General features: G+C 68.7%; 27 protein-coding genes. 4 read left to right on the top strand and 23 right to left on the bottom strand.

The window, feature by feature from the left end; genetic code table 11:
* Window positions 1–126: 126 nt before the first annotated feature.
* A complete protein-coding gene (locus P2T65_RS14315) occupies window positions 127–330 on the top strand; it encodes a hypothetical protein (RefSeq protein WP_276200049.1) in 204 nt (67 codons plus the stop codon).
* On the top strand, window positions 330–2441 hold the full coding sequence (gene sctV / locus P2T65_RS14310) for a type III secretion system export apparatus subunit SctV (protein WP_276200048.1): 2112 nt from the start codon (window positions 330–332) through the stop codon (window positions 2439–2441). Before P2T65_RS14315 ends, sctV begins: the two co-directional genes overlap by 1 nt.
* Window positions 2442–2462: 21 nt before the next feature.
* Here sctV and sctT read toward each other — a convergent pair whose 3' ends face one another.
* The 18 genes from sctT to P2T65_RS14220 all read right to left on the bottom strand — a co-directional run bounded on the left by sctT (window position 2463) and on the right by P2T65_RS14220 (window position 17073).
* Entirely contained in the window at window positions 2463–3275 is an 813-nt protein-coding gene (sctT, locus tag P2T65_RS14305; protein WP_276200047.1) for a type III secretion system export apparatus subunit SctT, read from the bottom strand.
* 216 nt (window positions 3276–3491) lie between these two features.
* Window positions 3492–3761: a flagellar biosynthetic protein FliQ gene (locus P2T65_RS14300; RefSeq protein ID WP_071924311.1), complete on the bottom strand. Its 270-nt coding sequence runs from the start codon at window positions 3759–3761 to the stop codon at window positions 3492–3494.
* A gap of 55 nt (window positions 3762–3816) precedes the next feature.
* Complete coding sequence (sctR, locus tag P2T65_RS14295) at window positions 3817–4470, bottom strand: type III secretion system export apparatus subunit SctR (protein WP_055460123.1); 654 nt, start codon at window positions 4468–4470, stop codon at window positions 3817–3819.
* On the bottom strand, window positions 4463–5590 hold the full coding sequence (gene sctQ, locus P2T65_RS14290; protein ID WP_276200046.1) for a type III secretion system cytoplasmic ring protein SctQ: 1128 nt from the start codon (window positions 5588–5590) through the stop codon (window positions 4463–4465). Before sctQ ends, sctR begins: the two co-directional genes overlap by 8 nt.
* Window positions 5565–6071 (bottom strand): hypothetical protein, encoded by a 507-nt coding sequence (locus P2T65_RS14285; RefSeq protein ID WP_055460121.1) that lies wholly within the window; start codon window positions 6069–6071, stop codon window positions 5565–5567. Before P2T65_RS14285 ends, sctQ begins: the two co-directional genes overlap by 26 nt.
* Complete coding sequence (sctN, locus tag P2T65_RS14280; protein WP_063189756.1) at window positions 6068–7417, bottom strand: type III secretion system ATPase SctN; 1350 nt, start codon at window positions 7415–7417, stop codon at window positions 6068–6070. The genes P2T65_RS14285 and sctN overlap by 4 nt, the downstream gene beginning before the upstream one ends.
* Window positions 7417–8016, bottom strand: a complete 600-nt coding sequence (locus P2T65_RS14275) for a FliH/SctL family protein (protein ID WP_157672344.1) — start codon at window positions 8014–8016, stop codon at window positions 7417–7419. Before P2T65_RS14275 ends, sctN begins: the two co-directional genes overlap by 1 nt.
* An 11-nt stretch (window positions 8017–8027) precedes the next feature.
* A complete protein-coding gene (locus P2T65_RS14270) occupies window positions 8028–8651 on the bottom strand; it encodes a hypothetical protein (protein ID WP_055460118.1) in 624 nt (207 codons plus the stop codon).
* Window positions 8651–9502 (bottom strand): type III secretion inner membrane ring lipoprotein SctJ, encoded by an 852-nt coding sequence (gene sctJ, locus P2T65_RS14265; protein ID WP_276200045.1) that lies wholly within the window; start codon window positions 9500–9502, stop codon window positions 8651–8653. The genes P2T65_RS14270 and sctJ overlap by 1 nt, the downstream gene beginning before the upstream one ends.
* A 3-nt stretch (window positions 9503–9505) precedes the next feature.
* Window positions 9506–9916, bottom strand: a complete 411-nt coding sequence (locus P2T65_RS14260) for a hypothetical protein (protein WP_071924318.1) — start codon at window positions 9914–9916, stop codon at window positions 9506–9508.
* Between the two features lie 63 nt (window positions 9917–9979).
* On the bottom strand, window positions 9980–10180 hold the full coding sequence (locus P2T65_RS14255; protein ID WP_063189746.1) for a hypothetical protein: 201 nt from the start codon (window positions 10178–10180) through the stop codon (window positions 9980–9982).
* Window positions 10181–10310: 130 nt separating this feature from the next.
* Window positions 10311–10913, bottom strand: coding sequence for a type III secretion protein (locus tag P2T65_RS14250; protein ID WP_276200044.1), 603 nt, complete (start codon window positions 10911–10913; stop codon window positions 10311–10313).
* Window positions 10914–11170: 257 nt separating this feature from the next.
* Complete coding sequence (locus tag P2T65_RS14245; RefSeq protein WP_276200043.1) at window positions 11171–12007, bottom strand: purine-nucleoside phosphorylase; 837 nt, start codon at window positions 12005–12007, stop codon at window positions 11171–11173.
* Window positions 12008–12011: 4 nt separating this feature from the next.
* On the bottom strand, window positions 12012–12419 hold the full coding sequence (locus P2T65_RS14240) for a cytidine deaminase (protein ID WP_063189742.1): 408 nt from the start codon (window positions 12417–12419) through the stop codon (window positions 12012–12014).
* 1 nt (window position 12420) lies between these two features.
* Window positions 12421–13389 (bottom strand): ABC transporter permease, encoded by a 969-nt coding sequence (locus tag P2T65_RS14235; protein WP_276200042.1) that lies wholly within the window; start codon window positions 13387–13389, stop codon window positions 12421–12423.
* A gap of 3 nt (window positions 13390–13392) precedes the next feature.
* The gene (locus tag P2T65_RS14230; RefSeq protein WP_276200041.1) at window positions 13393–14520 is read right to left on the bottom strand and encodes an ABC transporter permease; all 1128 of its coding nucleotides are present in this window, start codon (window positions 14518–14520) and stop codon (window positions 13393–13395) included.
* Window positions 14517–16052, bottom strand: a complete 1536-nt coding sequence (locus tag P2T65_RS14225; RefSeq protein ID WP_276200040.1) for an ABC transporter ATP-binding protein — start codon at window positions 16050–16052, stop codon at window positions 14517–14519. The genes P2T65_RS14230 and P2T65_RS14225 overlap by 4 nt, the downstream gene beginning before the upstream one ends.
* A 22-nt stretch (window positions 16053–16074) precedes the next feature.
* Window positions 16075–17073: a BMP family ABC transporter substrate-binding protein gene (locus P2T65_RS14220; protein ID WP_055460108.1), complete on the bottom strand. Its 999-nt coding sequence runs from the start codon at window positions 17071–17073 to the stop codon at window positions 16075–16077.
* Window positions 17074–17250: 177 nt separating this feature from the next.
* Here P2T65_RS14220 and moeB point away from each other — a divergent pair, with 177 nt between their 5' ends.
* On the top strand, window positions 17251–18054 hold the full coding sequence (gene moeB / locus P2T65_RS14215; RefSeq protein WP_055460107.1) for a molybdopterin-synthase adenylyltransferase MoeB: 804 nt from the start codon (window positions 17251–17253) through the stop codon (window positions 18052–18054).
* A 3-nt stretch (window positions 18055–18057) separates the two neighbouring features.
* On the opposite strand, the gene P2T65_RS14210 is transcribed toward moeB, so the two are convergent.
* The 5 genes from P2T65_RS14210 to rpmI form a co-directional block, all read right to left on the bottom strand.
* Entirely contained in the window at window positions 18058–18354 is a 297-nt protein-coding gene (locus P2T65_RS14210) for a hypothetical protein (RefSeq protein ID WP_055460106.1), read from the bottom strand.
* A gap of 161 nt (window positions 18355–18515) precedes the next feature.
* Window positions 18516–20942: a phenylalanine--tRNA ligase subunit beta gene (gene pheT / locus P2T65_RS14205; RefSeq protein ID WP_276200039.1), complete on the bottom strand. Its 2427-nt coding sequence runs from the start codon at window positions 20940–20942 to the stop codon at window positions 18516–18518.
* Window positions 20943–20955: 13 nt separating this feature from the next.
* On the bottom strand, window positions 20956–22038 hold the full coding sequence (gene pheS, locus P2T65_RS14200) for a phenylalanine--tRNA ligase subunit alpha (RefSeq protein WP_071924323.1): 1083 nt from the start codon (window positions 22036–22038) through the stop codon (window positions 20956–20958).
* Between the two features lie 186 nt (window positions 22039–22224).
* Window positions 22225–22587: a 50S ribosomal protein L20 gene (gene rplT / locus P2T65_RS14195; RefSeq protein ID WP_019403890.1), complete on the bottom strand. Its 363-nt coding sequence runs from the start codon at window positions 22585–22587 to the stop codon at window positions 22225–22227.
* A 33-nt stretch (window positions 22588–22620) separates the two neighbouring features.
* Entirely contained in the window at window positions 22621–22821 is a 201-nt protein-coding gene (gene rpmI / locus P2T65_RS14190; protein ID WP_276200038.1) for a 50S ribosomal protein L35, read from the bottom strand.
* 526 nt (window positions 22822–23347) lie between these two features.
* Between rpmI and P2T65_RS14185 the strand changes: the two genes are divergently transcribed.
* Window positions 23348–23603, top strand: a 256-nt coding sequence (locus P2T65_RS14185) for a transposase (RefSeq protein ID WP_276198947.1), incomplete at its 3' end; no start/stop codon positions are given.

The following is a 23603-nucleotide window of genomic DNA, read 5'->3' as shown; positions in this document are numbered from 1 at the left end:
GAGAAGCGGCATGAAGCGGCGCGCCTCCTGCGCGCCCTCGGACATTTCTACAGCCGCTACGGCCAGCATGACCGAGCGCTAGAGCTGCTAAGGCTCGCCGAGCATCTCCTGCCCGACGACGTGGGCGTGCAGCGCAGCCTCGCACAGGCGCTGCTCCTCGCCGGCCAGCCCGAAGGCGCGCTTGCCGCGATCGAGCGCCTCAAGCAGCTGGAGCCGGCCGTGCCGCCGGCCCTCAGGCTCCTCGAAAGCCGGGCGCTCTGGATGCTCGGGCAAGCGGGCCGGGCGCGCCGCGCCTTCATGGATTACGTCGAGCAACGCGGACCGCCCTGATGCCGGCAAGCTTCCTCAAGAAGATCCTCCTGGCCGCTTCCCAGCGGGGCGACATCGCCTTCGCGTTGCTCGTGGTGGTCGCGGTGATGATGATGATCATCCCGCTACCCACGGCGCTCGTCGATGTGCTCATCGCCTGCAACATCGCCGCGAGCACGCTCATCCTGCTCGTCGCCTTCTACATCAAACGGGCGACCGACCTGTCCTCGCTGCCGACCATCGTGCTGATGGCGGTACTGTTCCGCATCGCGCTTGCCATCACGACCACCCGGCTCATCCTGCTGCAGGGCGACGCCGGCGAGACGGTGGAGGCCTTCGGCACCTTCGTCATCGGCGGCAATGTGGCCGTCGGCCTCATCGTCTTCCTCATCATCACCGTGGCCCAGTTCGTCGTCATCACTAAGGGCGCCGAGCGTGTCGCCGAGGTCGGCGCGCGCTTCACCCTCGACGCCATGCCCGGCAAGCAGATGAACATCGACAACGACCTGCGCAGCGGTGCCATCGACCAGCCGGAGGCACAGCGGCGGCGCAGCCTGCTGGAGCGCGAGAGCCAGTTCTACGGCGCCATGGACGGATCGATGAAATTCGTCAAGGGCGATGCCATCGCCGGCCTCGTGGTCATCATCATCAACCTGCTCGGCGGCCTGACCATCGGCGTCCTCCAGCGCGGCATGAGCCTTGGCGAGGCGGCGCTGCGGTACTCGCTGCTGACTGTCGGCGACGGCCTCATCGCGCAGATCCCCGCCCTTCTCGTGTCGATGGCCGCCGGCACGGTGGTGACGCGCGTCAGCGGCGACGGGGATCAGGATGTCGGCTCGGCCATCTTCGGCCAGCTCTCGCGCGACCCGCGCGCCTTCGGGCTCGTTGCCGCGGTGCTCGCCGCCCTTGCCCTTCTCCCCGGATTCCCGACTCTTGTCTTCCTCGTGTTGGCCGCCGCTTTCGCCGGGGGCACATGGCTCATGCTGCGTGGCACCGCGCACACGGCCGCGGCCGCCGATGGCCTCAAGGCGACCACCAGAGCGCTCGAGCCGCGCCTCGTGCTGCGGCTCGGGCCGGATCTTGCCGCCGCGATCCCGCCGGCTCCCCTTACGATCGAGATGGACCGCATCCGCGCGACGCTCTTGACACGGATCGGGCTGCGCGTGCCGAACCTCGTCGTGCGCTTCGACGCCGCCCTGCCGGTCGATGCCTTCAGTCTCGACCTCGACGGCACGCCGGAGGAAAGAGGGACCCTGCCGGCGGGGCACCTCGCCGTCACGGCCGGCGCGATGGACCTCGACCTCGCCGGCCTGCCCTTCGAGGAGGAGGGCGCGACGCAGCATCATGCCGAGACCCTTTGGGTGCCCGAGGCGCATCGGGCGGCCCTGGAGGCCGCCGGCTTCACGGCCCGCGAGCGCGGAGAGGTTCTCCTGCACCGGGTGGAGGAGACGCTCCGAAACACCGCCATGCACTTCCTCGGGCTGCAGGAGACGCGCAACCTCCTGGCGCAGATCGAGGGCGAGTACGGCGAGCTCGTTGGCGAGGTGCAGAAGCTCATTCCACTACAAACGCTGGCCGAGCTGCTGCGCGGCCTCGTCGCCGAGCAGGTGCCGATCCGCAACCTGCGCCTCATCCTCGAGGCCATCGTGGAATGGGCGCAGTATCACCGCGAGATCATCACGCTCGAGGGCTTCGTGCGCAGCACGCTGCGGCGTCAGATCTGCTTCCGCTGGGCGGACGAGAACCGCGTCATCGCCGCCTATGTGCTGGAGCGCGAGATCGAGGAGCTCGTGCGAGTGGTGCTGCAGCAGGGCTTCGGCAGCACCGGCGCGCGCGATTCGCTTGCGCTCCTCGCCGCGCGGATCCGCGAACACCTGCACAATCCCGTGCCCGCCCCCACGCCGGTCGTCCTCGCCCAGCGCGACATTCGCCTCGGTTTGCGCCAGATACTGTTGCAGGAAGGCTTGCGGCTACCGGTGCTCGCCTATGACGAGATCGCGCCCGATTATTTCGTCCAGACGGTCGCCACCGTCACCGTCACGCCCGATGGTCTCCTCGTCCTGCAGGCCGCCGCGCAGGAAGCGGCACGGGAGTCGCCACAGGAGGCCGGGATCGAGGCCGCCGGTGCCTGAGGAACCGGATCGGCCAGACCATCACCGCCGTGGCGCCAGTTCGCCGAGCATCTGGGCGCTGTTGAGGCCATAGGCGAGGCCGTCGCGCATGTAGGTGACGAGGAAGGCACAGTACATCGCCATCAGCAGCATGAAGACGAGGTTCTTCAGCGCCAGCGAGAGGCTGAAGGCATTGAGCTGCGGCGCGGCCCGGGCCACGAAAGCCAGCACCACGTCGGCAAGCAGCATCGCGGCGATGATCGGCGCCGCCATCAGCATGCCGAGGAAGGTGACGTCGTTGAGCAGCCGCAGCACGACGTCGGCGTGAGAGAGCTCGAACTGCGGCCAGAGCCGGTCCAGCGGCCACAGCAAATAGCTGTGGTACACGGCGGCGACCATCGCGTCCACGCCGTTGGCACTGAAGAACATCGCGAGCACCGCAAGCGTCAGGAATGTGCCCGTGACGCCCGCATCCGTTCCAGAACTCGGATCGACGAGCGTGGCCGATGTCGCGCCGCGCTGCAGGTCCATGATGTCGCCGGCGGCCTGGGCGGCCCAGAACGGAATGCCGAAGATGAAACCGATGAGGAAGCCGACCATCGCCTCCTTCAGGGCGAGCCCCACGCCGACGAACAACGTCGGAAGGCCGGCTTCGAACATCGACGACGGCGCCAGCGTGACCATGGGCGCGGCGAAGGCGATGGCGGCGGCGCCACGCATCGTGTTGGTCAGGCCGAGCCGTTCGAACGCCGGCGCGATCGCCATGGCGCCCAAAAGACGCGCCGAGACGAGGGCGAGCGTCAGAACTTGGGCGTGGATGGCGTGGATCGCCTGTGACAGGAGTTCGAGGGTCAAGGCATCCCCCTGCGGCTCGACCCAGGCGAAACGGACAGGGCGCTTGCCTCTTGGGAATCGGGCACTGTCTTCGCCGAACCGGCATCCGCTTCGACGGACGATGCTCTGAAGCCGGATCCGATCAGGTTGCTCCGACCTGATCGGATCCCGTTCCAAACTTCAGGACAGAAATCGTTCTGCAGACCGGATCGCGATGCAATCCGGTCCGAACCGGCTCTAAGGTACCACGAAGGGAAACTCGTCGAGGATCCTGTTCGTCTGCGCGAGCAGCACAGCCGAGAGCGCCGGCCCGAGGATGATGACGAGCACCACGACGACCACCAGCTTCACGGCCTGCGGCAGCGTCTGATCCTGGATCTGCGTGACGGCTTGCAGAAAGCCGACGACGACGCCGAGGACGACGGCCGCCGCCAGCGGTGGCCCTGAGAGGATCAGCATGGTCACGAGCGTATCGACCATCTTGGTGGCGAGATAGTCTTGGCCCACGGGCACCTCCGGGCAAGGCGGCACGCAGCGACATGGCGGCAGCGGCCTCCTTCTTTCAGGCGTAGCTCAGGATGAGGCCGTGCATCAGCCGCGACCATCCGTCGACCGCAACGAACAGGAAGAGTTTCAGCGGCACCGAGATCAGCATGGGCGAGACCATCATCATCCCCATCGCCATCAGGATGTTCGAGACCACGAGATCGATGACGAGAAAGGGCAGGTAGAGCAGGAAGCCGATCTGAAAGGCACGCGTCAGCTCCGAGCTGATGTAGGCCGGCAGCAGGATGACGAAATCGTTCTCGCTGAGGCCCGCCTGGGCCTGCTGCGGCCAGATGCGCTGCGTCGCCGACAGGAAGAACTGCCGCTCGCGCGGTGTCGCAAAACGCGCAAGGTGGTCCCGGAGAGGGCCGGCGACCTCCTGGCCGACGGTCATGAGCCCCTGGACGGAGCGGACATCGATATCCTGCTCGCTCAGCTTCTGGTGGATCGCGGCAAGGAGCGGCGCCGACACGTAGACCGTGAGGACAATCGCAACTGCATAGAGCACCACGTTGGGCGGCGTCTGCTGCACGCCCAGCGCGTTGCGCACGATCATCAGCACGATCGCTATCTTCAGGAAGCCTGTGGTCAGCACGGCGAAGAAGGGCAGTAGGCCGAGGGCGACCGAGACGACGGCAATACCGAGGAGGTTGACCTCGCCGCTACCCATGGCCGGCCAGCCTGACGATCCGAACGCCGATGCTTTCGCCGATCCGCACCATCACGCCGCGCCCGATACGCCGGCCGTTGCCGAGAATGTCGACCTCGCCGGCCACCGGCACAGCGAGTGGCAGAGTGACGCCGGGCGCCAGCCGCTGCACCTCGGCGAGCGGCAGATCGATCCGCCCGAGCTCGAAGACGAGGTGGACCGGGACCATGGCAAGCGCCGTATCCTCGGCATCGGCTCCGTGTCCCTCATTCTGCGCCGCTGTCGTCATGCACCACTCCAGCATCGATCCGGCCGCCGGCCGCGGGAAGTCCTCGAGACGGATGCCAGCCTCCCCCACCACGGCCGGCGCCGCGAGACAATCCGCGACCACCGCCACGGCCGCGTCGGCCCCGGCCACGCAATCGACAAGTACCGCATCGCCGACCCGCAGCGAGGCGACATCCGCCACCGGAAGCGTCGTGGCGCCGATGCGGACCGCGACGGAACACGGCAGTTCGTCGTGCCCGCCCGGCGGGGGCCCGTCGCCGAGCGCGGCGATGATCTCCTCGCCCGTCTCCGGCGGCAGCAGCAGCCGGGCGGGAACCTCCTCCCGTCCGTTCCGGATGATCCTGACATCGACCCAGGGACCCCGCGTCTCATCGGGGGCTTGCGATTGCAGCGAAACCAGCACGATCGCGGCCCCGAGCCGGTCCTCCAACGCGCGAAGCCCGGGCAGCATGGCGAATTCGGCAAGCATGGCGAGGTGTTGCGGCGACAGGCGCGCAGGATCGAACTGCGACGGCAGCGCCTCCAGCACCTCCTCGGCGAAGGCTGCCGGCACCCAGACCGCCGCCGGCCGCCCCCCGATCGTCAGATCAACGGTGACACCCGACACGACCGGCACCGGGCGGGGAGCGAACACGACGTGCGCCGGCACGCCGGCGAGGCTCACCTGCCAGGGCCTGCGCAGGCGATAGGCCACGTTCCACAGGTGCATGGCCTCGACGTCGAGCGCCGCCGGCACGAAAGGCAGGGGCGACGGCAGCGACGCCGCCTCCGCCGCAGCGGCGACCGGCCGCTTGCGCGGGGCGGCCCTCTTGCGCGGCGCCGGCGCTTCAGCTGCGGGGGAACGGCGTGCCATGGCTGCTCCCGGCCAGTGCGACCGCGCGATCCTCGGCCTCCGCCTCCACGAGCGCCTCGTCCCGCCGCAGCTGTTGCATCTTCCGCTCGTCGAGCAGCAGGTCGAGCTTGGCGAGCTTGCGCCGGCGCCGCTGCAGCTCCTGCCGCGCTGCGGCAAGCGTCGCCGCCTGCGCCTCCCGTTCCTCGCCCGCCGCGGCAGCGCCGGCCCGGCGACGCCGGGCCTCGGCGGCGACCCCATCGAGCACCGCCTGCTGGCGCGCAATGTCGGAAGCACCGGCGAGGCGCACGGCCATGCGGCCGAGCAACGTCTTCTCCTCCTGCCGGGCCGTCGCCGCGTGTTGTTCAACCGCCGCCTGCGCTGCGCGCACAGCGGCCTCGGCCTCCCGCAGCCCGCGTTCGGCGCGCATGATGCCTTCCTCCGCGCGCGTGAGGCCGCGCTGCCGCAGGCGTCGCAGCAGCATGAGCGTCCGCTCCTGCGTCATGGCACGAGCGTCCGCATGCGCTGCTGGACCTCGGCGAGGGTCGACCGCTCGGCCTGCCCCTGGCGCAGGAGGGCATTGATGGCATCGATGCGGTCGATGGCCTCGTCGGCCCGTGGATCGCTGCCGCGCTGGTATTCGCCCACCCGCACCAGCAGCTCGACCTCGGCGTAGCGCGCCATCAGGTCGCGCACGCGGCCGGCGAGGCGGGAATGCTCCGGCGTGACCACCGCATCCATCAGGCGGCTGCGGCTCTTCAGGACGTCGATGGCCGGGAAATGGTTGCGATGGGCGAGTTCCGCCGACAGAACGACGTGGCCGTCGAGGATGGAGCGCACCTCTTCCGCGATGGGGTCCTGTGTGCCGTCGCCTTCCATGAGAACCGTATAGAGGCCGGTGATGGCACCGCCCTGCCCCGGGCCGCTGCGCTCGAGCAGTTGCGGCAGCACCGCAAAGAGCGACGAGGGAAAGCCGCGCCGCGTCGGCGGCTCGCCCGCAGCGAGGCCGATCTCGCGCTGGGCTCGGGCGAAGCGCGTGACGCTGTCCATGAGCAGCAGCACGCTGCGACCCTGATCGCGGAAGTATTCGGCGATGGCCGTCGCCACATAGGCCGCCTTGACACGCTCGATGGCCGGTCGGTCCGAGGTGGCGACCACCGTCACCGACCGGCGCCGGCCCTCCTCGCCGAGCTCGCGCTCCAGGAATTCGCGCACCTCGCGGCCGCGCTCGCCGATGAGGCCGATGACGACCACGTCGGCTTCAGTGCCCTTGACGATCTGGGCGAGCAGCGTCGACTTGCCGACGCCCGGTTCGCCGAAGATGCCGATGCGCTGGCCCCGCGCGCAGGTCGCGAGCCCGTCGAGCGAGCGGATGCCGAGCTGCAGCGGTTCCTTGATGATGTCACGCGCCATCGGCGGCGGCGGCGGCGCCTGCAGGGGATAGGTGCCAACCATGCCGGGCGGCGGCCAGGCACCGCCGTCGAGCGGCTCGCCGAGCGCGCTAAGCACGCGGCCGAGCAGCCCCGGCCCCACGGGCACACGCAGTTCACTGCCAGTGGGGATGACCTCGGTCGCGCTGGAGAGGCCGGAAAGGTCGCCGAGCGGCGTCAGCACCGCCGCATCTTCCAGCAGGCCGACGACCTCGGCGAGAACCGCGACGCCGGAAACGGGGTCGCAAAGCCGGCAAACCTCCCCCAGCCGCACCTGTGCGACGCTGGCGTGGATGGTAACGCCGACGGCACGCAGGATGCGCCCCTTGACGACGCGCGGGCTGACGGTCTCCGCCTGCCGTCGCAGCTTCGGGAGAATGCCCGCGATACGCGCATCGATGTCGAGGGCGTCGCCGCTCATCACCCCCGCGCCTCCCGTCGCGGCAGGGCACGGGCCAGGGCCGAGAGCTGCGTCTGGAGATCCGCGTCAACGATGGCGAACTCGCTCGCGAGCCGGCAATCCGTGGGGCCCATCGTCGGATCGCCCGCAACCGCGATGGTGACCGCGAGGCCTTCCCGCTCCACGCGTGCGTTGACCTCGTCGCGCACCTTGGCGCAAGCGTCGGGATGCACCGTGATCTTGAGGTGTTTTGCCCGGCGGAAATTGGCCAGGGCCTCGCCGGCGAGCCGCGCCACGAGATCGGCGTTCTCGAAGGTGCCCAGCACCTGGCGCACGATACCCATGGCAAGATCGGCCACCTCGCTCTCGAGCGAGCCGAGATAGCGATCAACGGCCGTGACCGTCTGCGCCAGCTGCTCGGCCGCCGCGGCGTTCTTTTCCTTCACGCTGGCGAGGCCGTCCCGGACGCCCTTCTCGTGACCTTCGGTGTATCCCCGGCTCATTTCCGACGACGCGAGATCCTCCGCCTTGCGGAGGGTCATCGCCGCCTTCTGCCAGATGTCCACCTCCGGGCCACGCACGATCCGGCCGCCGCCACCCAGGGTCGATAAGCGATCCATGCTGCTCATGTTCATCCTGCTGCCTGACGATAGAGCCCTGGCCCGATTTCCCCGAAGGGATCGGGAACCGGCCCGGGCGTGATCGCCCCATCCTCGAATTTGAGCATCAGCCGCCCCGCCACCGCTGCCGGGAGCTGCGCGACCCATGCCAGAAAGCTGTACCAGCCGTCGCGCGCCACAACCTCCGCCGCACCGGTGAGGTCGTCGAAGCGCAGGCCCTGCGCCCCGGCGGCCCGGTTGGCGAGGCCGAAGGCGATGAGATCGCCGTCAAGCGACCGGCGCAGCGCTTCCACGTCCGGGGCGAGAACCACGTTGGCGATGGCGTCCGCCCAATAGAGCGCACCGGCGCGAAGAGCGGCGGCCGTGAGCTCGTGCGGCCCGCGCACGGCGATCGACCGATCGACGTCCGCGCAGTCGAGCGCGGCGCCGGCCGGCGGCACGAGACCGGCGGTGTCGAGCAATGCCGTCAGCCGCGCAGCAAAGCGCGGTTCCGCTTGAAGCGCGGCGCAGAGGTCCGGCGTCATGGCCCCGCCGAGCGTCTCGGCCAAACGCCGCGGATGGGCATAACCGCCGGGCAGGCGCAGAAAGGCGCACCACCGGCTCTCATCCTCGCTGACGGGGGCGGGCATCGTCATCACGCCGCCTCCCGCGGCAAGACGGCCCCCTGCCCGGCCTCAGGGGGCCTCTCGGCCTCCCGCCGCGTCGTCCCCAACGCGTAGACGCTGGACCGGCTCCGCCAGACCGCATAGCCGAGCCCGGCAGCAAGGACCGCGATGGTGAGCGCGGCGAGGCCCATCAGCAAGCGGGCCCAGCCGAGGCTGTCGGGACGCAGCCACATGCCGAGGAAGGAGACCGGTGCTGCCTCCGCTAGCGTATCCGGCCGCTCCGGCGCGGGGACGAGCACGACGGATACCCCGTCATAGGTGAGCCCGGCAATACCGTTGGCCACCAGCGTCTTGATCTGCGGCACATATTCGCCCATCGGCACGCCCGCCCTGTGCCGGATGAGAACAGAGGCGGAGGCCGGCGTGGACGCGTGCTGCAGCGGGGCATATTCGGGCAGGACGATATGCACCCGCGCCGACAGGACGCCGTCGATCTCGCCCACCGACCGCGACAGCTCCTCGCTCAGGGCATAAGTCATGCGCGCCCGCTCCTGCAGCGGCGAGGCCACCAGCCCTTCCGGCTTGAAGACCTCGCCCAGCGTGGCATGCGCGCGACGGGGCAGGCCATTGTTCCTCAGGATATCGAACGCGCGTGCGAAATCGCGGCCGCCGACGGAGACGGTGATGCGACCCTCCTTGTCGGCGCCCCGGCTGGCGGCGATGCCATGGTGCTGCAGGGCCGCGACGATCTCGTTGGCCTGCCGCTCGTCGAGATTGCCGTAGAGCTCGGCCTTGCAGGCCGCGACGGCGAGCGCGAGCGCAATGGCGGCTGCGATGCGGAGCCGGCACGGGCGGGACGACGAAGCGGGCACGACCGGCATGGCTCAGCCCCTCAGCAGCATCTTCAGCGTGCTGATCAGACCCGTGAATGCTGCAATGATGAGCTGCATCGAGAGGTGATGCTGCCGCTCCTCGCCAGCCTGTTCCTTGATCTTCTCGAAGAAGGCGTTCGCGTCCCCCTCAGCCCGGCCGGTATTCACCTCGCCGGACAGATCCGCATCGTTGCGCCGCCGCTCGAAGAAGGGCAGAATGCCGTCACGCACCGCCCCAACCACAGCCGGCAGACCGTCGCCCGCGTCGGAGGATGCCTGTTCGGCTGCCCAAAGCGTCTTCACCTCGTTCAGCGACCACTGAAATGCCTGCACCGGCTGCGTCGGCTCGGCTGGATCGAGCGGCTTCACGGCGTCGCCCAGAAAGCCGCTGATGGCTGAAGTAGCGTTCATGACCAGTTCCATGGCGAAAGCGGATGCGCCGTCGGCTGCCGGATGGCGCGCAGAAGAAGTCGGATCGACGTCGGCTCACTCTCTTCCGTCGCCGGGCACGGCGGGTGCCTCGGCCGAACGAAGCATGGCGAGCGGAGCGGCATTCGCGGTGTCGCCCGCCCCGGGACGCTCATTCTTTGCCTGCTCGATGAAGATCTGCATCTTTTCAATAAGTTCCTGATCGAGCCCGCCGGACTGTCGCCGCTCCAGTTTGTCGATCCCGCGCATCTCGTTCATGCTGCCTCGCTTCCCCGCAATTTAAGATAATGAATACAATCGATTACAAGGATCATACCGGCGACACCCCGCCGGGCGACAGTCGCTACGGGCATAACTCTGTCTACACGCGCCACGAACAATCGAAAGATCACGACGAACTCTCAGCACCGGCGCGAAAGACCCGAACACGTGCCTCCGGCGTGCCCCCCTTCATCAGCGACGCCAGCGTCTGGCGCACCAGGGCTCGGTAGACCGGCGGTCCGGAAATCGAAAGGACGCTCCGCCCCTGCGCGAGGCGGACGGGATAGCGCGCGTCGGCCACCCCGAGTTCGCGCAGCGCTTTCAGCAGCTCCTCCGGGGAAGCCGAGCCATATTCGATAATCTCCGTCCGCTGTTCGTCGCTCGACGAGATGTGCAGCGTCGTGCCGTCGTAGTACCAGGAGAGCCCGAAACGGCCGCACAGGTCGTCGAGATATGTCCGCGGCGCCGCGGGCATGATGCCGCCGCGCACGCGGCCCCGCACGCGGTCGCTGAGCTTCACCGGAATGCGCATGTGGTTGCCGAACTCCGTCAACACGTCCCGGACATCCTCGTCGAGCGCGATGTAGTCATAGGACAGGGTGGGCCACGCAGGCTCGGTGGCCCACGCTCCCGGTGCAGCAAGCCCCGCAATCACGGCGGCCAAGGCTGCCCGCCGGTAGCGCCGCGCGTGCAACATGCGAACGCCTGCGCTCCATCCGTGCACGATCATGGTCGTTCCTTCCCGATCGCGGCAAAGCGATCGATGTTCGCGGCGCGCCACGCTCGCGCCGGATGGTCCGGGCCCGCGGCCGCGAGCCGCACTGCATTCAGCTCATATAATTGGATGGCGGATATCTACGATCGCCGGATGGATATGAGAATAGAGACGCCGGTGAATTGATTATTCAGGGCATCGTGCAAAGTAGATGCGAGGATGGACTTGCAGAGAGTGCCTGTTGAAGGGCATCAAGCGCCAGCCGCCACCTCTCACCGCTCGTCACGCGTCGCGAGGAAGGCCCGCAGCAGCCGCCGCAGCGTCACGGCGGCGAGGGTTGCGACGTCCTTCGTCTCGCCGTGGCTCGGGGTCGCTCCCTCGAGGCCGGCGGCCAGGTTTGTCACCACCGACAAGGCCGCGACGCGCAGGCCGAAGCGGCGGGCGAGGATGACCTCGGGCACAGTCGACATGCCGACGAGATCGGCGCCGACCATACGGGCCATACGAATCTCCGCCGGCGTCTCGAAGCTGGGCCCCGAGAACCACATGTAGACGCCGGAATTGAGGGTGATGCCGGCCGTCTTCGCCGCCAGCATCATCCGCTTGCGCAGCATCTTGTCATAGGCGTGCGTCATGGGCACGAAGCGCCCATCGCCGGTGTCGCCAATGAGCGGGTTGAGACCGGAATAGTTGATGTGGTCCGTGATCAGGGCGAGGCTGCCGGGGCGGATATCCGCCCGGAGCGAGCCGGCGGCATTGGTGAGCACGAGCGGCGGGCTGCCGAGCCCGGTCAGGAGATTGATCGGCGCGCGCATGACGGCCGCATTGCCGGTCTCGTAGTAATGCGCCCGCCCCCCGTAGATGAGGACCCGCCGCCCCTCGACGCGGCCGGCGATGAGCCGCCCCGCATGGCCCGAGACGCCGCTGACCGGAAAGCCGGGAATGTCGGCATAGGGCACCTCGCGCGCCTCCTCGACATCCTCGACGATGTTGCCGAGGCCGGTGCCAAGCACCAGCGCGGCGTCGAAGGGCCCCGCGATGCCGCGCTCCGCAAGCAGGCCGAGGGCCTCGTCCCGCAGCTTCACGTCGCTCTCGGCCGTTCCGGTCATGGCCTCACCCGTCGTTCGTCAAATTGTCCGGCCCGAAGGACAAGGGCAGCAGTTCCCCGAGCGTGAAGCTGCGCCGCAACCCTTCCGGCCCGCAGACATGCACGGGCGTATCCTCGCGCGCGAATTCGCGCAAGCGTTGCCGGCAGGCGCCGCAGGGCGTGACGAGCGCCGTGCCCTCGCCCACCACGAGGGCCGCTGCAATGCGCCGCCCGCCTGCCGCGATCATGGCGGCGATGGCGCCGGCTTCGGCGCAGGAACCGACCGGGTAGGACGCGTTCTCCACGTTGCAGCCGGCGAAGATCCGCCCGTCCGGGGTCGCCACCGCGGCCCCGACGCTGAAGCGCGAATAGGGCGCATAGGCCTTCTCGCGCGCCGCGCTCGCCGCGCGGAAGAGGTCGTCGAGGAGACTCATCTCACCGCTCCTTGACATAGGGGATGCCGGAGGCCCGCGGCGGCACCGCCCGGCCGATGAAGCCCGCGAGCAGGACGACCGTCATGAGATAGGGCAGCGCTTGGATGGCCTGCACCGGCACTCGGCCGATGACAGGCAGCGGCACGCCCTCGATGCGGATGGCCACCGCGTCGAGCAGACCGAAGAGCAGGCAGGCGCCCAGCGCCGGCCAGGCTCGCCACTTGGCGAAGATGAGAGCGGCGAGCGCAATGAAGCCCTTGCCCGCCGTCATGTGCGGCAGGAAGCCGGCGGCCTGCGCCAGCGCGAGATAGGTGCCGCCGAGCCCGCACAGGAGGCCGGCAAGGACCACCGCGGCATAGCGCAGCCCGGCGACGGAAATGCCAGCCGTGTCAACCGCGGCCGGGTTCTCGCCGACCGCTCTGAGGCGCAGGCCGAAACGCGTGCGCGCCAGCGTCCACCATGTGGCGATAACAGCAAGAATCGCGAGATAGACAAGCAGCGAATGGCCGGACACGACCTCGCGGTAAAGCGGCCCGAGCAAAGGAATGCCCGACAGCGCCTCAGCGCCCGGCAGCGTGATCTCGCCGAAGCGCGCCGCCCCGTCCACCGGCGGGGTGCGCCCGCCCTGGTGATACCAGGCATTGCCGACGATTGCCGTCAGGCCTGCCGCCAGCATGTTGATGGCGACGCCCGAGACGATCTGGTTGCCGCGCTGGCTGATGGCCGAGAAGCCGTGCACCAGTGCGAACGCGACGGACGCCGCAAGGCCGGCGAAAAGCCCCACGATGGCCGATCCGCTCGCATGGGCGGCGGCGCCCGCCGCGAAGGCGGCGACCAGCATCTTGCCCTCGAGCCCGATGTCGACAACGCCCGAGCGCTCGGACCAAAGCCCGGCGAGGCAGGCGCACAGGAGCGGTATGGACAGCCGCACGGCCGAATCGAGCACGGCGAGGAGCGAGACGAGGTCCATGGCTCACCCCTCCTCGGCCGTGCGCACGCGCCACGCCGCCACAAACCCCGTGCCGAGTGCGACAAGCCGCGCCGCAAGGCGCCTGAACAGCCCCTCGAGCGCGCCGGCGAACAGAACGATCACGCCGCCGATGACGACAACCATGTCACGGGTGATGGCCGGCATGTCGAAGGCGAGTTCCGCCCCGCCCTGGTAGAGCACGCCGAAGAGAAGCGCCGCGAAGATGACGCCCGCCGGATGCGCACGGCCCATTAGCGCCACGGCGATGCCGACGAAGCCGTAGCCGGAGGTGAATTCGAGCAGCAGCCGGTGCTGCACACCCATGAGCTCGTTGACCGCGAGCCCGCCGGCGAGCGCGCCCGACAGGGTCATGGCCACCATGATCATGCGCGCCGGCGAGATGCCGGCATAGACGGCGGCGGAGGGATTGGCGCCGACGGTGCGGATGGCGTAGCCGAGGCGTGAGCGGTAGACGAGCGCCCACACGCCTGCCGCGGCGGCGAGGGCGAGGAGAAAGGTGAAGTTGAGCGGCGAGGTTGGCGCCGCGATGCCGAGCGCCCGCAGCGCCTCGTGCACATAGGGGATGACGGCGTGGCGCGCGAAGGCGCGCGTCTCCGTGACACCCCGCTCGCCAATGACATTGACGACGAGATAGACGATGAGCGTCGCGGCGAGGAAGTTGAACATGATCGTCGTGATGACGATGTGGCTGCCCCGTCGCGCCTGCAGGTAGCCGGGCACGAAGCCCCACAGCGCGCCGAAGGCCGCCGCGCCGAGGATGCCGGCAGGGATGAGGAGGACACCGGGCAGGAAATCGGCGTAGAGGCAGACGAGGGCCGCGCCGATGCCGGCGACCGTCGCCTGCCCCTCGCCGCCGATGTTGAAGAGGCCGGCGTGATAGGCGAGCGCCACGGCAAGGCCGGTGAAGATGAAGTTCGTCGTGTAGTAGAGCGTGAAGCCGACGCCTTCGACCGAGCCGAGGCTGCCGGCGATCAGGAGGCGCGTCGCCATGAACGGGTCTTCCCCGATGCCCGCGACGACGAGACCGGCGACCGCGAAGGCCGCCGCGACGCTGAGCGCCGGCACGAGGATGACGTCCGCCCAGCGCGGCAGGTCGATCGGCGTGCTCATGCCCGCCCCTCCACGCCCGCCATCAGGAGGCCGAGGTCGCGCTCGTCCGTCGCCTCCGGCCGCCGCTCGCCGGTGATGCGCCCGCCGCACATGACGAGGATCCGGTCGGCGAGGCTCATGATCTCTTCGAGCTCCACGGAAACGAGAAGAACGGCAACCCCGGCGTCGCGCAGCGCGATCAGCCGGCGGTGGATGAACTCGATGGCGCCGATATCGACCCCGCGCGTCGGCTGGCCGACGATCAGCACCTTCGGCGCCCGCTCGATCTCTCGCGCCAGCACGATTTTCTGCTGGTTGCCGCCGGAGAATTTCGAGGTCTTCAGCAGCGGGTCGGGCGGACGCACGTCATACGCCGCCATCCTGTCGGCCAGGTGGGCGATCATGCGGCCGCGTTCCAGCAACAGGCCGCGCCCGTAGGCCGGATCATCGGTGAAGCCGAGCGCGGCGCTCTCATAGGCGGGAAAGGCCGGCACGAGCCCGGTGCGCAGCCGGTCCTCCGGCACGTGCAGAAGGCCCAACCGGCGCAGGTTATGCGGCGTATGCGCCTCGCGCGTCAGCACCGTGCCGTCGAGCGCGATGGTGCCGAGCGTCGGCCGTCGCATGCCGGCGATCGCCTCCATGAGCTCGCTCTGACCGTTGCCGGCAACCCCGGCGATGCCGACGATTTCGCCGGCCCGGACGGTGAAGGACACCTCCGCTACGCGCAGGCAGTCTCGCTCGTCGACGACGGAGAGGTTCTCCACCGCGAGCCGCGGCTCACCGGCGGCAAGCGGGCGCTTATCCACCCGCAGCAGCACCTTGCGGCCCACCATGAGTTCGGCGAGTTCGGGCGGGGATGTCGCGGCGGTGTCGAGCGTGGCGACCATCTGCCCGCGGCGCATCACCGAGACCCGGTCGGTCACCGCCATGATCTCCTCGAGCTTGTGCGTGATGAGGAGCACGGTCTTGCCTGCCTCGCGCAGCGTGCGCAAGAGGCCGAAGAGCGCCTTCGCCTCCGGCGGCGTCAGCACCGCTGTCGGTTCGTCGAGGATGAGCACATCGGCGCCGCGATAGAGCGCCTTCAGGATTTCGACGCGCTGCTGCAGGCCGACCGGCAGGTCGCCGACGCGCGCATCGACGTCGACGGCAAGGCCGTGGTCGGCGGCGAGGCGGTCAAGCTCCGCCCGCGCCCGGGCGAGGCCCCGGTCGAGAAGCGCCCCGCCCTCGGCGCCGAGCATGACGTTCTCGACAACGGAAAGGCTGTCCACCAGCATGAAGTGCTGGTGGACCATGCCGATGCCGAGGCGGATCGCATCAGCCGGGCGGCGGATGCGGGCCGGCGTGCCGTCGACACGGATCTCGCCGCCATCGGCCTCGTAGAAGCCGTAGAGGATCGACATCAGCGTCGACTTGCCGGCGCCGTTCTCGCCGACGATGCCGTGCACCGTGCCCCGCGCCACCGAGAGGTTGACACGGTCGTTCGCCCGCACGGGCCCGAAGCGCTTGTCGATGTCGACGAGTTCGATCGCCGGAGGCTCGACCGCTGCGCTCATCACGCGTGACGACCCTGGCCGCTCAGACGGGGCATTTGTTGTCGGAGCGATAGTCGTGCACCTTGATGGTACCGGCCTTGATCTCCTCGGCAGCCTTGTCGACCGCCTCCTTCATCTCCGGGGTAATGAGGGAGCGGTTGTTATCGTCGAGCGCCCAGGCCACGCCCTCCTCAGCGAGCCCCAGGTTCACGACGCCAGACTGCCATTTTCCGTCCTTGGCATCCATGAAGGTCTTGTAAGTCGCCGTGTCGACGCGCTTCAGCATCGAGGTCAGCACCTTGCCCGGGTGCAGGCCGTTCTGGTTGGAATCGACGCCGATGCCGAGCTTGCCGGCATCGGCCGCCGCGCGCAGCACGCCGATGCCGGTGCCGCCGGCGGCGTGGTAGACGACATCGGCGCCACGGTCGATCTGGCTCTTGGCAAGTTCGCCGCCCTTCACCGGGTCGTTCCAGGCCGCACCCGTCGTACCGGTCATGTTCTGGAAGATCTCGGCCTGCGGGTTGGCGTGCTTGACACCCTGCACGTAACCACAGGCGAAGGCGCGAATGAGCGGCACGTCCATGCCGCCGACGAAGCCGACCTTACCGGTCTTCGAGGCCATCGCCGCCAGCATGCCGACCAGAAAGGAGCCTTCCTGCTCCTTGAAAAGGATCGACTGCACGTTCGGCCGCTCGACCACCATGTCGATGATGGCGAACTTCAGGTCGGGAAATTCGCCGGCCACCTTCTCTACCGCGCTTGCCTGGCTGAAGCCGACGGCGACGATGGGGGAATAGCCGTCGCGCGCGAAGCGGCGCAGTGCCTGCTCGCGCTGGGCGTCGTTTTGCGGCTCGAAATCGCGATAGGCGACACCGGTCTCGGCCTTGAACTTCTCGGCGCCGTCATAGACGCCTTCGTTGAAGGATTTGTCGAACTTGCCGCCGAGGTCATAGACGATGGCGGGCTTGAAATCCTGCGCGAGCGCGGCTGCGGCGCTGGCGGCGAGACCGGCGAGCGCGAGGCCGAGGGTCCTGAAACGCATGGAAGCTTCCCCTTCGTGGCATGCGGGCGTCGGCTTCCTGGCCGCGCCCGCTTGGCATCTACGATGGCACGGCTCGGCAGCGGATTCCAAGAGCCGCCCGACCCGCCCGGCAGGCACCATGCACAGCCATCACCGCGCCGCCTTCCGGCCCGCCGCGCCCGGGGCTATTGTCGCGCCATGACGAATGCTGCCAGCCTGTCCCCCGAAGAGATCGAGCGCTATGCCCGCCACATCGTGCTGCGCGATGTCGGCGGCCCCGGGCAACTGAAACTGAAGAAGGCGCGCGTTCTCGCCATCGGCGCCGGCGGGCTCGGCGCGCCGCTGTTGCAATATCTCGCCGCGGCCGGCGTCGGCACGCTCGGCATTGTCGATGACGACGTCGTCTCCCTGTCCAACCTCCAGCGCCAGATCATCCACGGCACGGCGGACGTCGGTACGCCGAAGGTCGACAGCGCCGCCGCGGCCATCGCCCGGCTCAATCCTCATGTCACCGTCGCGCGCCACCCGCTGCGCTTGAATGCCGAGAATGTGCGCGCCCTCGTCGCGGCCTATGACGTCGTTGCCGACGGCTCCGACAATTTCGCCACGCGCTATGCCGTGGCGGATGCCTGCTATTACGAGAAAAAGCCGCTCGTCACGGCGGCGCTCGGCACCTTCGACGCGTCGCTGACGACGCTGCGCCCCTTCGAGCGCGGCCCGGACGGCACGCCCAACCCCACCTACCGCTGTCTCTTTCCGAGCCCGCCGCCCCCCGGCACGGTGCCCACCTGCGAGGAGGCCGGCATCCTCGGCGCGCTCGCCGGCGTCATGGGCTCGCTGATGGCTCTCGAGGTCATCCGCGCCATCGTCGGCTTCGGCGAGCCGCTCGTCGGCCGCCTGCTGATGGTCGATGCGCGCTCCATGCGCTTCGAGACCCTGACGTACGGATGGGACCCGGAGAACCCGCTGAGCGGCACGGCGGCCGTCGCCGCCGACGGCTGAACTTCAGCGCTTGCCGGGCGTCACGTCGAAGATGACGAAGGCCTTGCCGTCCTTGCGGCGGCCGGAGGAAACGGCGCCCTTCATGCCGCGCGCCGGCGCTGCCCGCTGCGCACTTTCCGCCGCGGCTTCTCCTGCCGGCACGAAATTGCGCTGCCCCTGCCTGGGGCCGAAGGAGGCTAGACAGGCGTTGTAGGCGAGCGGCTCGTCGATCCGCTCGCAGTCCGCGATCGTGCGCGGCTTGCCCTGGGCCAGCGCGGCGCAGGCAAGGCAGACGAGGGCGAGGACGGCGAGAAGGCGCACGACGTTCGGCTCCGGAGACGGCCCCTTATACAGGGCGCAACAGCCGGAGCGCCACACCTCGCTCCCCCCGCTTGCGGCGAGGAGGGAGACAGGTCGCTCGGCTCCGAAGACTCGATCGCGCCTATCCGGCACAACGAGAGACGCGGGCCAATGATGCCGCCCTATCCCCTGAGCGTCGCCCCGGTCTTCTTCGCCACCTGCTCGACGATCTTCGCCGAGACGGCCTCGATCTCAGCATCGGTGAGCGTCTTGTCGGTCGGCTGCAGCGTCACGGCGATGGCGACGGACTTCTTGCCCTCGCCGACGTGCGGCCCCTCGTAGACGTCGAAGACCGTGACGTCGGTGACGAGGTTGCGGTCCGCCGCGCCGGCCGACTTGACGATCTCCGCCGCCGCGACCTCGCGGTCGACGACGAAGGCGAAGTCGCGCGTCAGCGGCTGGAAGTCGGACAGGGCCAGCTTCGGCTTCATCTTGGTCGGCTTCGCCTTGGGCGCCGGCAGCGCATCGAGCGTCAGTTCGAAGGCGACGAGCGGACCCTTGATGTCAAGCGCCTTCAAGATACGCGGGTGGAGCTCGCCGAAGGCGCCGATGACGGCCTTCGGGCCGAACTGCAGTGTCGCCGAGCGGCCCGGGTGGTACCAGTCCGGACCGCCGGGCACGATCTGCAGCCCGCCCGTCGGGATGCCGAGCGCGGCGAGCAGCGCCATGGCATCGGCCTTGGCGTCGAAGACATCGACGGGCTTCGCTTCGCCGTCCCAGCGGCGGCCGACGCCCTCCGCCCGTGCCGTGCCGCGGCGCAGGGCGCAGGCGACGATCGTCTGCCCTTCCGGCTCGTCGGAGGCGAAGACCTGGCCGACCTCGAACAGCGCGACGTCCGGATGGCCGCGGTCGGCGTTCTTCTGCGCCGCCCTGGCGAGGCCCGGCACGAGGCTCGGCCGCATGTCAGACAGCTCGGGTGCGATCGGGTTGGCGAGCGCGAGGCGCGGATCGCCGCCGCCGAACAGCCCCGCCTCGGCCTTGCCGATGAAGGACCAGGTGACGGCCTCCACGAGCCCGCGCGCGGCGAGCGTGCGCTTGGCGAGGCGTGTGCGCTTCTGCAACAACGTCAGCACGGGCTTGGCGACCGCCGCCTCGAGTCGGGGGAAGGGCACGGCCGGCACGTTGTCGAGCCCGGTGATGCGCATCACCTCCTCGACGAGGTCGGCCTTGCCCTCGATATCCGCCCGCCACGACGGCGGCATCACCTCGACGACGTCGCCCGTGCCGGCGACGAGGAAGCCGAGCGCTTCGAGCGTACCGCGCATAGTCTCGGCCGGCAGGTCGAGGCCGGTGAGGCGCTTGACCTCCGCATAGGGGAAGGCGAGCGCCCGCCGGGTATCGGGGATGGAACCGGCGAGCGTCGCCTCGCTCGCCTCGCCGCCGCACAGGTCGAGCACCATCTGCGTCGCGAGCGCGAGGCCCGGCTCGCAGAAGGCAGGATCGACCCCGCGCTCGAAGCGGTAGCGCGCGTCGGAGACGATGCCGAGCTTGCGCCCCGTCTGGGCGATGTTGAGCGGGTCCCACAGCGCCGATTCGATCAGCACGTCGGTGGTCGTCTCGTCGCAGCCGGAATGCTCGCCGCCCATGATGCCGCCGATCGATTCGACGCCCTTGTCGTCGGCGATGATGACTATCGACGGGTCGAGCGCATAGTTGCGCCCGTCGAGCGCCAGCACCTCCTCGCCGTCGCGCGCATGACGCACGACGAGGTTGCCCGTGACCTTCTTCGCGTCGAAGACGTGCAGCGGCCGCCCGCGGTCGAAGGTGATGTAGTTGGTGATGTCGACGAGGGCGTTGATGGGCCTGAGGCCGATGGCCTTCAGGCGCCGCTGCAGCCACGCGGGCGACGGGCCGTTCTTCACGCCGCGCACGAGGCGCAGCGCGAAGGCCGGGCACAGGTGCGCGTCTTCGCCCGTGAAGGCGAGCGAGACGGAGACCGGACACGGGCCTTTGCCGGGAACGGCCGTGACCGCTGGCGTCTTCAAACGGCCGAGGCCCGCGGCGGCGAGGTCGCGTGCGATGCCGGCGATGCCGAGCGCGTCGGCCCGGTTCGGCGTCACGGCGATCTCGATCACGGGATCGTCGATGCCCGCATAGGCCGCGAAGGGCTGGCCGACCGGCGCATCCTCGGGCAGGTCGATGATGCCCTCGTGGTCGTCCGACAATTCGAGCTCGAAGGCCGAGCACAGCATGCCGCGGCTCTCGACGCCGCGGATGGTGCCGACCGTCAGCGTGATGCCCTTGCCGGGAATGTAGGTGCCGGCCGGGGCGAAGACGCTCTTCATGCCAGTGCGCGCGTTGGGCGCGCCGCAGACGACCTGCACCGGCGGCTCGCCGCGGCCGGTGTCGACCATGCAGACGCGGAGCCGGTCGGCATTGGGATGCTGCTCGGCCGAGACGACATGCGCGATGACATAGGGCGCGAAGAGCGCCGCCTTGTCCTCCACTGCCTCGACCTCGAGGCCGATGCGGTTGAGCGTGTCGGCGACGTCCTGGACCGTCGCGTCGGTATCGAGGTGGTCCTTGAGCCAGGAGAGGGTGAACTTCATCTGTCTTCCCTCCTCACACGCTCAGGCCGCCGGCCAGCGTCGGCAGGTCGAGCGGGCGGAAGCCGTAGTGCGACAGCCAGCGCACGTCCGCCTCGAAGAAGGGACGCAGGTCCGGCATGCCATATTTCAGCATCGCGATGCGGTCGATTCCCATGCCCCAGGCGAAGCCCTGGTACTCGTCCGGGTCGAGCCCGCAGTTGCGGAGCACGTTGGGGTGCACCATGCCGCATCCCAGGATCTCCAGCCAGTCGTCGCCCTCGCCGAAGCGGATCTCGCCGCCCTTGCGCGAGCACTGGATGTCCACCTCCGCCGACGGCTCGGTGAAGGGGAAGAAGGAGGGGCGGAAGCGCATCTTCACCTGGTCGACCTCGAAGAAGGCCTTGCAGAACTCCTCGAGGATCCACTTCAGGTGGCCGATGTGGGAGGACTTGTCGATGACGAGCCCCTCCACCTGGTGGAACATCGGCGTGTGCGTCTGGTCCGAGTCGCAGCGGTAGGTCCGGCCCGGGATGATGACGCGGATCGGCGGCTTCTGGCCGAGCATGGTGCGGATCTGCACCGGGCTCGTGTGCGTGCGCAGCACCTTGCGCTCGCCGTTGTCGTCAGGCGGCAGGAAGAAGGTGTCGTGCATGTCCCGGGCCGGATGGCCGGCGGGGAAGTTGAGCGCCGTGAAGTTGTAGAAGTCGGTCTCGATGTCCGGCCCCTCGGCGATGGAGAAGCCCATGTCGGCGAAGATCGCCGTCAGTTCGTCGATGACCTGCGAGATGGGGTGGATGCGCCCGCGCGTCTGCGGCCCTTCCTGGAGCGGCAGCGTGACGTCGACGCGCTCGGCCGCGAGGCGCGCGGCGAGTGCCTTCTCCTCGAGCTTGGCCTTGCGCTCGGCGATGGCGGCATTGACACGGTCGCGCAGGCCGTTGATGAGCGGGCCCTTTTCGCGCCGCTCTTCTGGCGTCATGGCGCCGAGCGTCTTCAGGAGCTCGGAAACGCTGCCTTTCTTGCCCAGCGCGGAGACGCGCACGGCTTCGAGCGCGGCCTCGTCCGCCGCGGCGGCGACGGCGCCGATGAGCGTGCGTTCGAGAGTAGGAATATCGGTCATCGGTCCCTCGGGGTGGTTACCGCTTGTCGGCAACGGCCGAAGGACCGTCAAGCCCTCGGGCCGCGATGAGGCGAGCGGCGCAGGGCGCCGCTCATCGCTTCCAGGGCCTCGGTAGGGCGGATGCGCTGCTGCGGCACGGCCGCGGGGCGGGATCGGATGATCCTGCCCCGGCAGGCGCCACAGGCATCAGGCTGCGGGCAGCGCAGCCTTGGCTTTCTCGACGATCGACTTGAAGCTCTCCGGCTCGCGGATGGCGATGTCCGACAGAACCTTGCGGTCGATCTCGATCCCGGCCTTGCCGAGGCCGTCGATAAATCGGCTGTAGGTCAGGCCGTGCTCGCGCACCGCAGCGTTGAGGCGCTGGATCCACAGGGCGCGGAACGTGCGCTTCTTGTTCTTGCGGTCGCGATAGGCGTACTGCATCGCGCGATCGACAGCCGCCTTGGCGGTGCGGATCGTGTTCTTGCGGCGGCCGTAGAAACCCTTGGCGGCCTTGAGGACCTTCTTGTGTTTGGCGTGAGCGGTCACGCCACGCTTGACGCGGGCCATGAGCTAATCTCCTGGAACTGGGGGCGTTTGGCTTCAGCCGTTGGGCAGGAAGAACTTCTTGACGTTCTTCGCGTCGCCCTCGAAGAGCACGGTGGTGCCCCGCTGGTTGCGGATGAACTTGTTGGTCCGCTTGATCATGCCGTGGCGCTTGCCGGCCTGCCCGGCGATGACCTTGCCGGTCCCGGAGATCTTGAAGCGCTTCTTGGCGCTCGACTTCGTCTTAAGCTTGGGCATTTTGCTTCCCTTGTCCGCCGCTGCCGGTGCCTTCACGAAGCCTTTGCCTCTCGCGGACAATCCCGCGAGCCCGCTCCCCGAACGGCGCCGATCACCGGCCCATGTGCTCGAAAGCGCTGCAGACCGCCACGGCAGCCCGTAACGAGCCGGGCGATCTGAACGAGGCCGGGCTTATGCCAGAGATGGACGAGAAAGGCAATGGGTGCCGTTCACGCGGCGGAAAAGATCGCCATCGTGCGATCGGATGTTTCATTCAACCCCGCTACGGAAGGTAGGGTCTCGCTCCATTCCCAGCGAATGCCCGATTTTGTCATGAACGATTATTTGTTAAGCCTTTCTACAAATGCGTGGAGACACCCCCATGGACAGAGCCCGCACCACGTTGGTCGACGGAGCACTGGCAGCAAGCCCCGTAGCTGTAATATACTTCAGCGGATGGGCATATATTAGGCCGTAAACCCATAAACGGCTCTGGGTTCCCTGACGGTGGCGATTGTGATTCAAGCTCCTTTTCGGGAGCTTTGCGATGGGCCGCTACGATCTGACGGATTTCGAATGGGAGGCGATCCGGCCTCACCTTCCCAACAAGTCGCGGGGCGTGCCTCGCGTGGATGACCGGCGGGTTCTCAATGGCATCTTCTGGTGCCTGCGCTCGGGCGCGCCGTGGGCGGACATGCCGGCGCGCTACGGGCCGCCGACCACGATCTACAACCGCTTCAACCGATGGCGGAAGGCGGGCGTCTGGGATCGGCTCATGGACGCGATCACAAGGGCTTACGATG

The organism is Chelatococcus sp. XZ-Ab1, from assembly GCF_029309855.1.
Taxonomy (GTDB): Bacteria; Pseudomonadota; Alphaproteobacteria; order Rhizobiales; family Beijerinckiaceae; genus Chelatococcus_A; species Chelatococcus_A sambhunathii.
Note: the sequence above shows the minus strand (reverse complement) of the source record. Positions and strands in the feature narration are given on the sequence as shown.

Bases quoted from the DNA above. Each gene is read 5' to 3' on its own strand.
- P2T65_RS14230 (WP_276200041.1), bottom strand. From the start codon at position 14,520: ATGAGCACGCCGATCGACCTGCCGCGCTGGGCGGACGTCATCCTCGTG.
- sctN (WP_063189756.1), bottom strand. From the start codon at position 7,417: ATGAGCGGCGACGCCCTCGACATCGATGCGCGTATCGCGGGCATTCTC.
- P2T65_RS14270 (WP_055460118.1), bottom strand. From the start codon at position 8,651: ATGACGATGCCCGCCCCCGTCAGCGAGGATGAGAGCCGGTGGTGCGCC.
- P2T65_RS14255 (WP_063189746.1), bottom strand. From the start codon at position 10,180: ATGAACGAGATGCGCGGGATCGACAAACTGGAGCGGCGACAGTCCGGC.
- pheT (WP_276200039.1), bottom strand. From the start codon at position 20,942: ATGAAGTTCACCCTCTCCTGGCTCAAGGACCACCTCGATACCGACGCG.
- rpmI (WP_276200038.1), bottom strand. From the start codon at position 22,821: ATGCCCAAGCTTAAGACGAAGTCGAGCGCCAAGAAGCGCTTCAAGATC.
- P2T65_RS14220 (WP_055460108.1), bottom strand. From the start codon at position 17,073: ATGCGTTTCAGGACCCTCGGCCTCGCGCTCGCCGGTCTCGCCGCCAGC.
- sctV (WP_276200048.1), top strand. From the start codon at position 330: ATGCCGGCAAGCTTCCTCAAGAAGATCCTCCTGGCCGCTTCCCAGCGG.
- P2T65_RS14245 (WP_276200043.1), bottom strand. From the start codon at position 12,007: ATGACCGGAACGGCCGAGAGCGACGTGAAGCTGCGGGACGAGGCCCTC.
- P2T65_RS14250 (WP_276200044.1), bottom strand. From the start codon at position 10,913: ATGATCGTGCACGGATGGAGCGCAGGCGTTCGCATGTTGCACGCGCGG.
- moeB (WP_055460107.1), top strand. From the start codon at position 17,251: ATGACGAATGCTGCCAGCCTGTCCCCCGAAGAGATCGAGCGCTATGCC.
- pheS (WP_071924323.1), bottom strand. From the start codon at position 22,038: ATGACCGATATTCCTACTCTCGAACGCACGCTCATCGGCGCCGTCGCC.
- sctJ (WP_276200045.1), bottom strand. From the start codon at position 9,502: ATGCCGGTCGTGCCCGCTTCGTCGTCCCGCCCGTGCCGGCTCCGCATC.
- P2T65_RS14225 (WP_276200040.1), bottom strand. From the start codon at position 16,052: ATGAGCGCAGCGGTCGAGCCTCCGGCGATCGAACTCGTCGACATCGAC.
- P2T65_RS14275 (WP_157672344.1), bottom strand. From the start codon at position 8,016: ATGGATCGCTTATCGACCCTGGGTGGCGGCGGCCGGATCGTGCGTGGC.
- rplT (WP_019403890.1), bottom strand. From the start codon at position 22,587: ATGGCCCGCGTCAAGCGTGGCGTGACCGCTCACGCCAAACACAAGAAG.
- P2T65_RS14260 (WP_071924318.1), bottom strand. From the start codon at position 9,916: ATGGAACTGGTCATGAACGCTACTTCAGCCATCAGCGGCTTTCTGGGC.
- P2T65_RS14240 (WP_063189742.1), bottom strand. From the start codon at position 12,419: ATGAGTCTCCTCGACGACCTCTTCCGCGCGGCGAGCGCGGCGCGCGAG.
- sctR (WP_055460123.1), bottom strand. From the start codon at position 4,470: ATGGGTAGCGGCGAGGTCAACCTCCTCGGTATTGCCGTCGTCTCGGTC.
- P2T65_RS14285 (WP_055460121.1), bottom strand. From the start codon at position 6,071: ATGACGCAGGAGCGGACGCTCATGCTGCTGCGACGCCTGCGGCAGCGC.
- P2T65_RS14235 (WP_276200042.1), bottom strand. From the start codon at position 13,389: ATGGACCTCGTCTCGCTCCTCGCCGTGCTCGATTCGGCCGTGCGGCTG.
- sctQ (WP_276200046.1), bottom strand. From the start codon at position 5,590: ATGGCACGCCGTTCCCCCGCAGCTGAAGCGCCGGCGCCGCGCAAGAGG.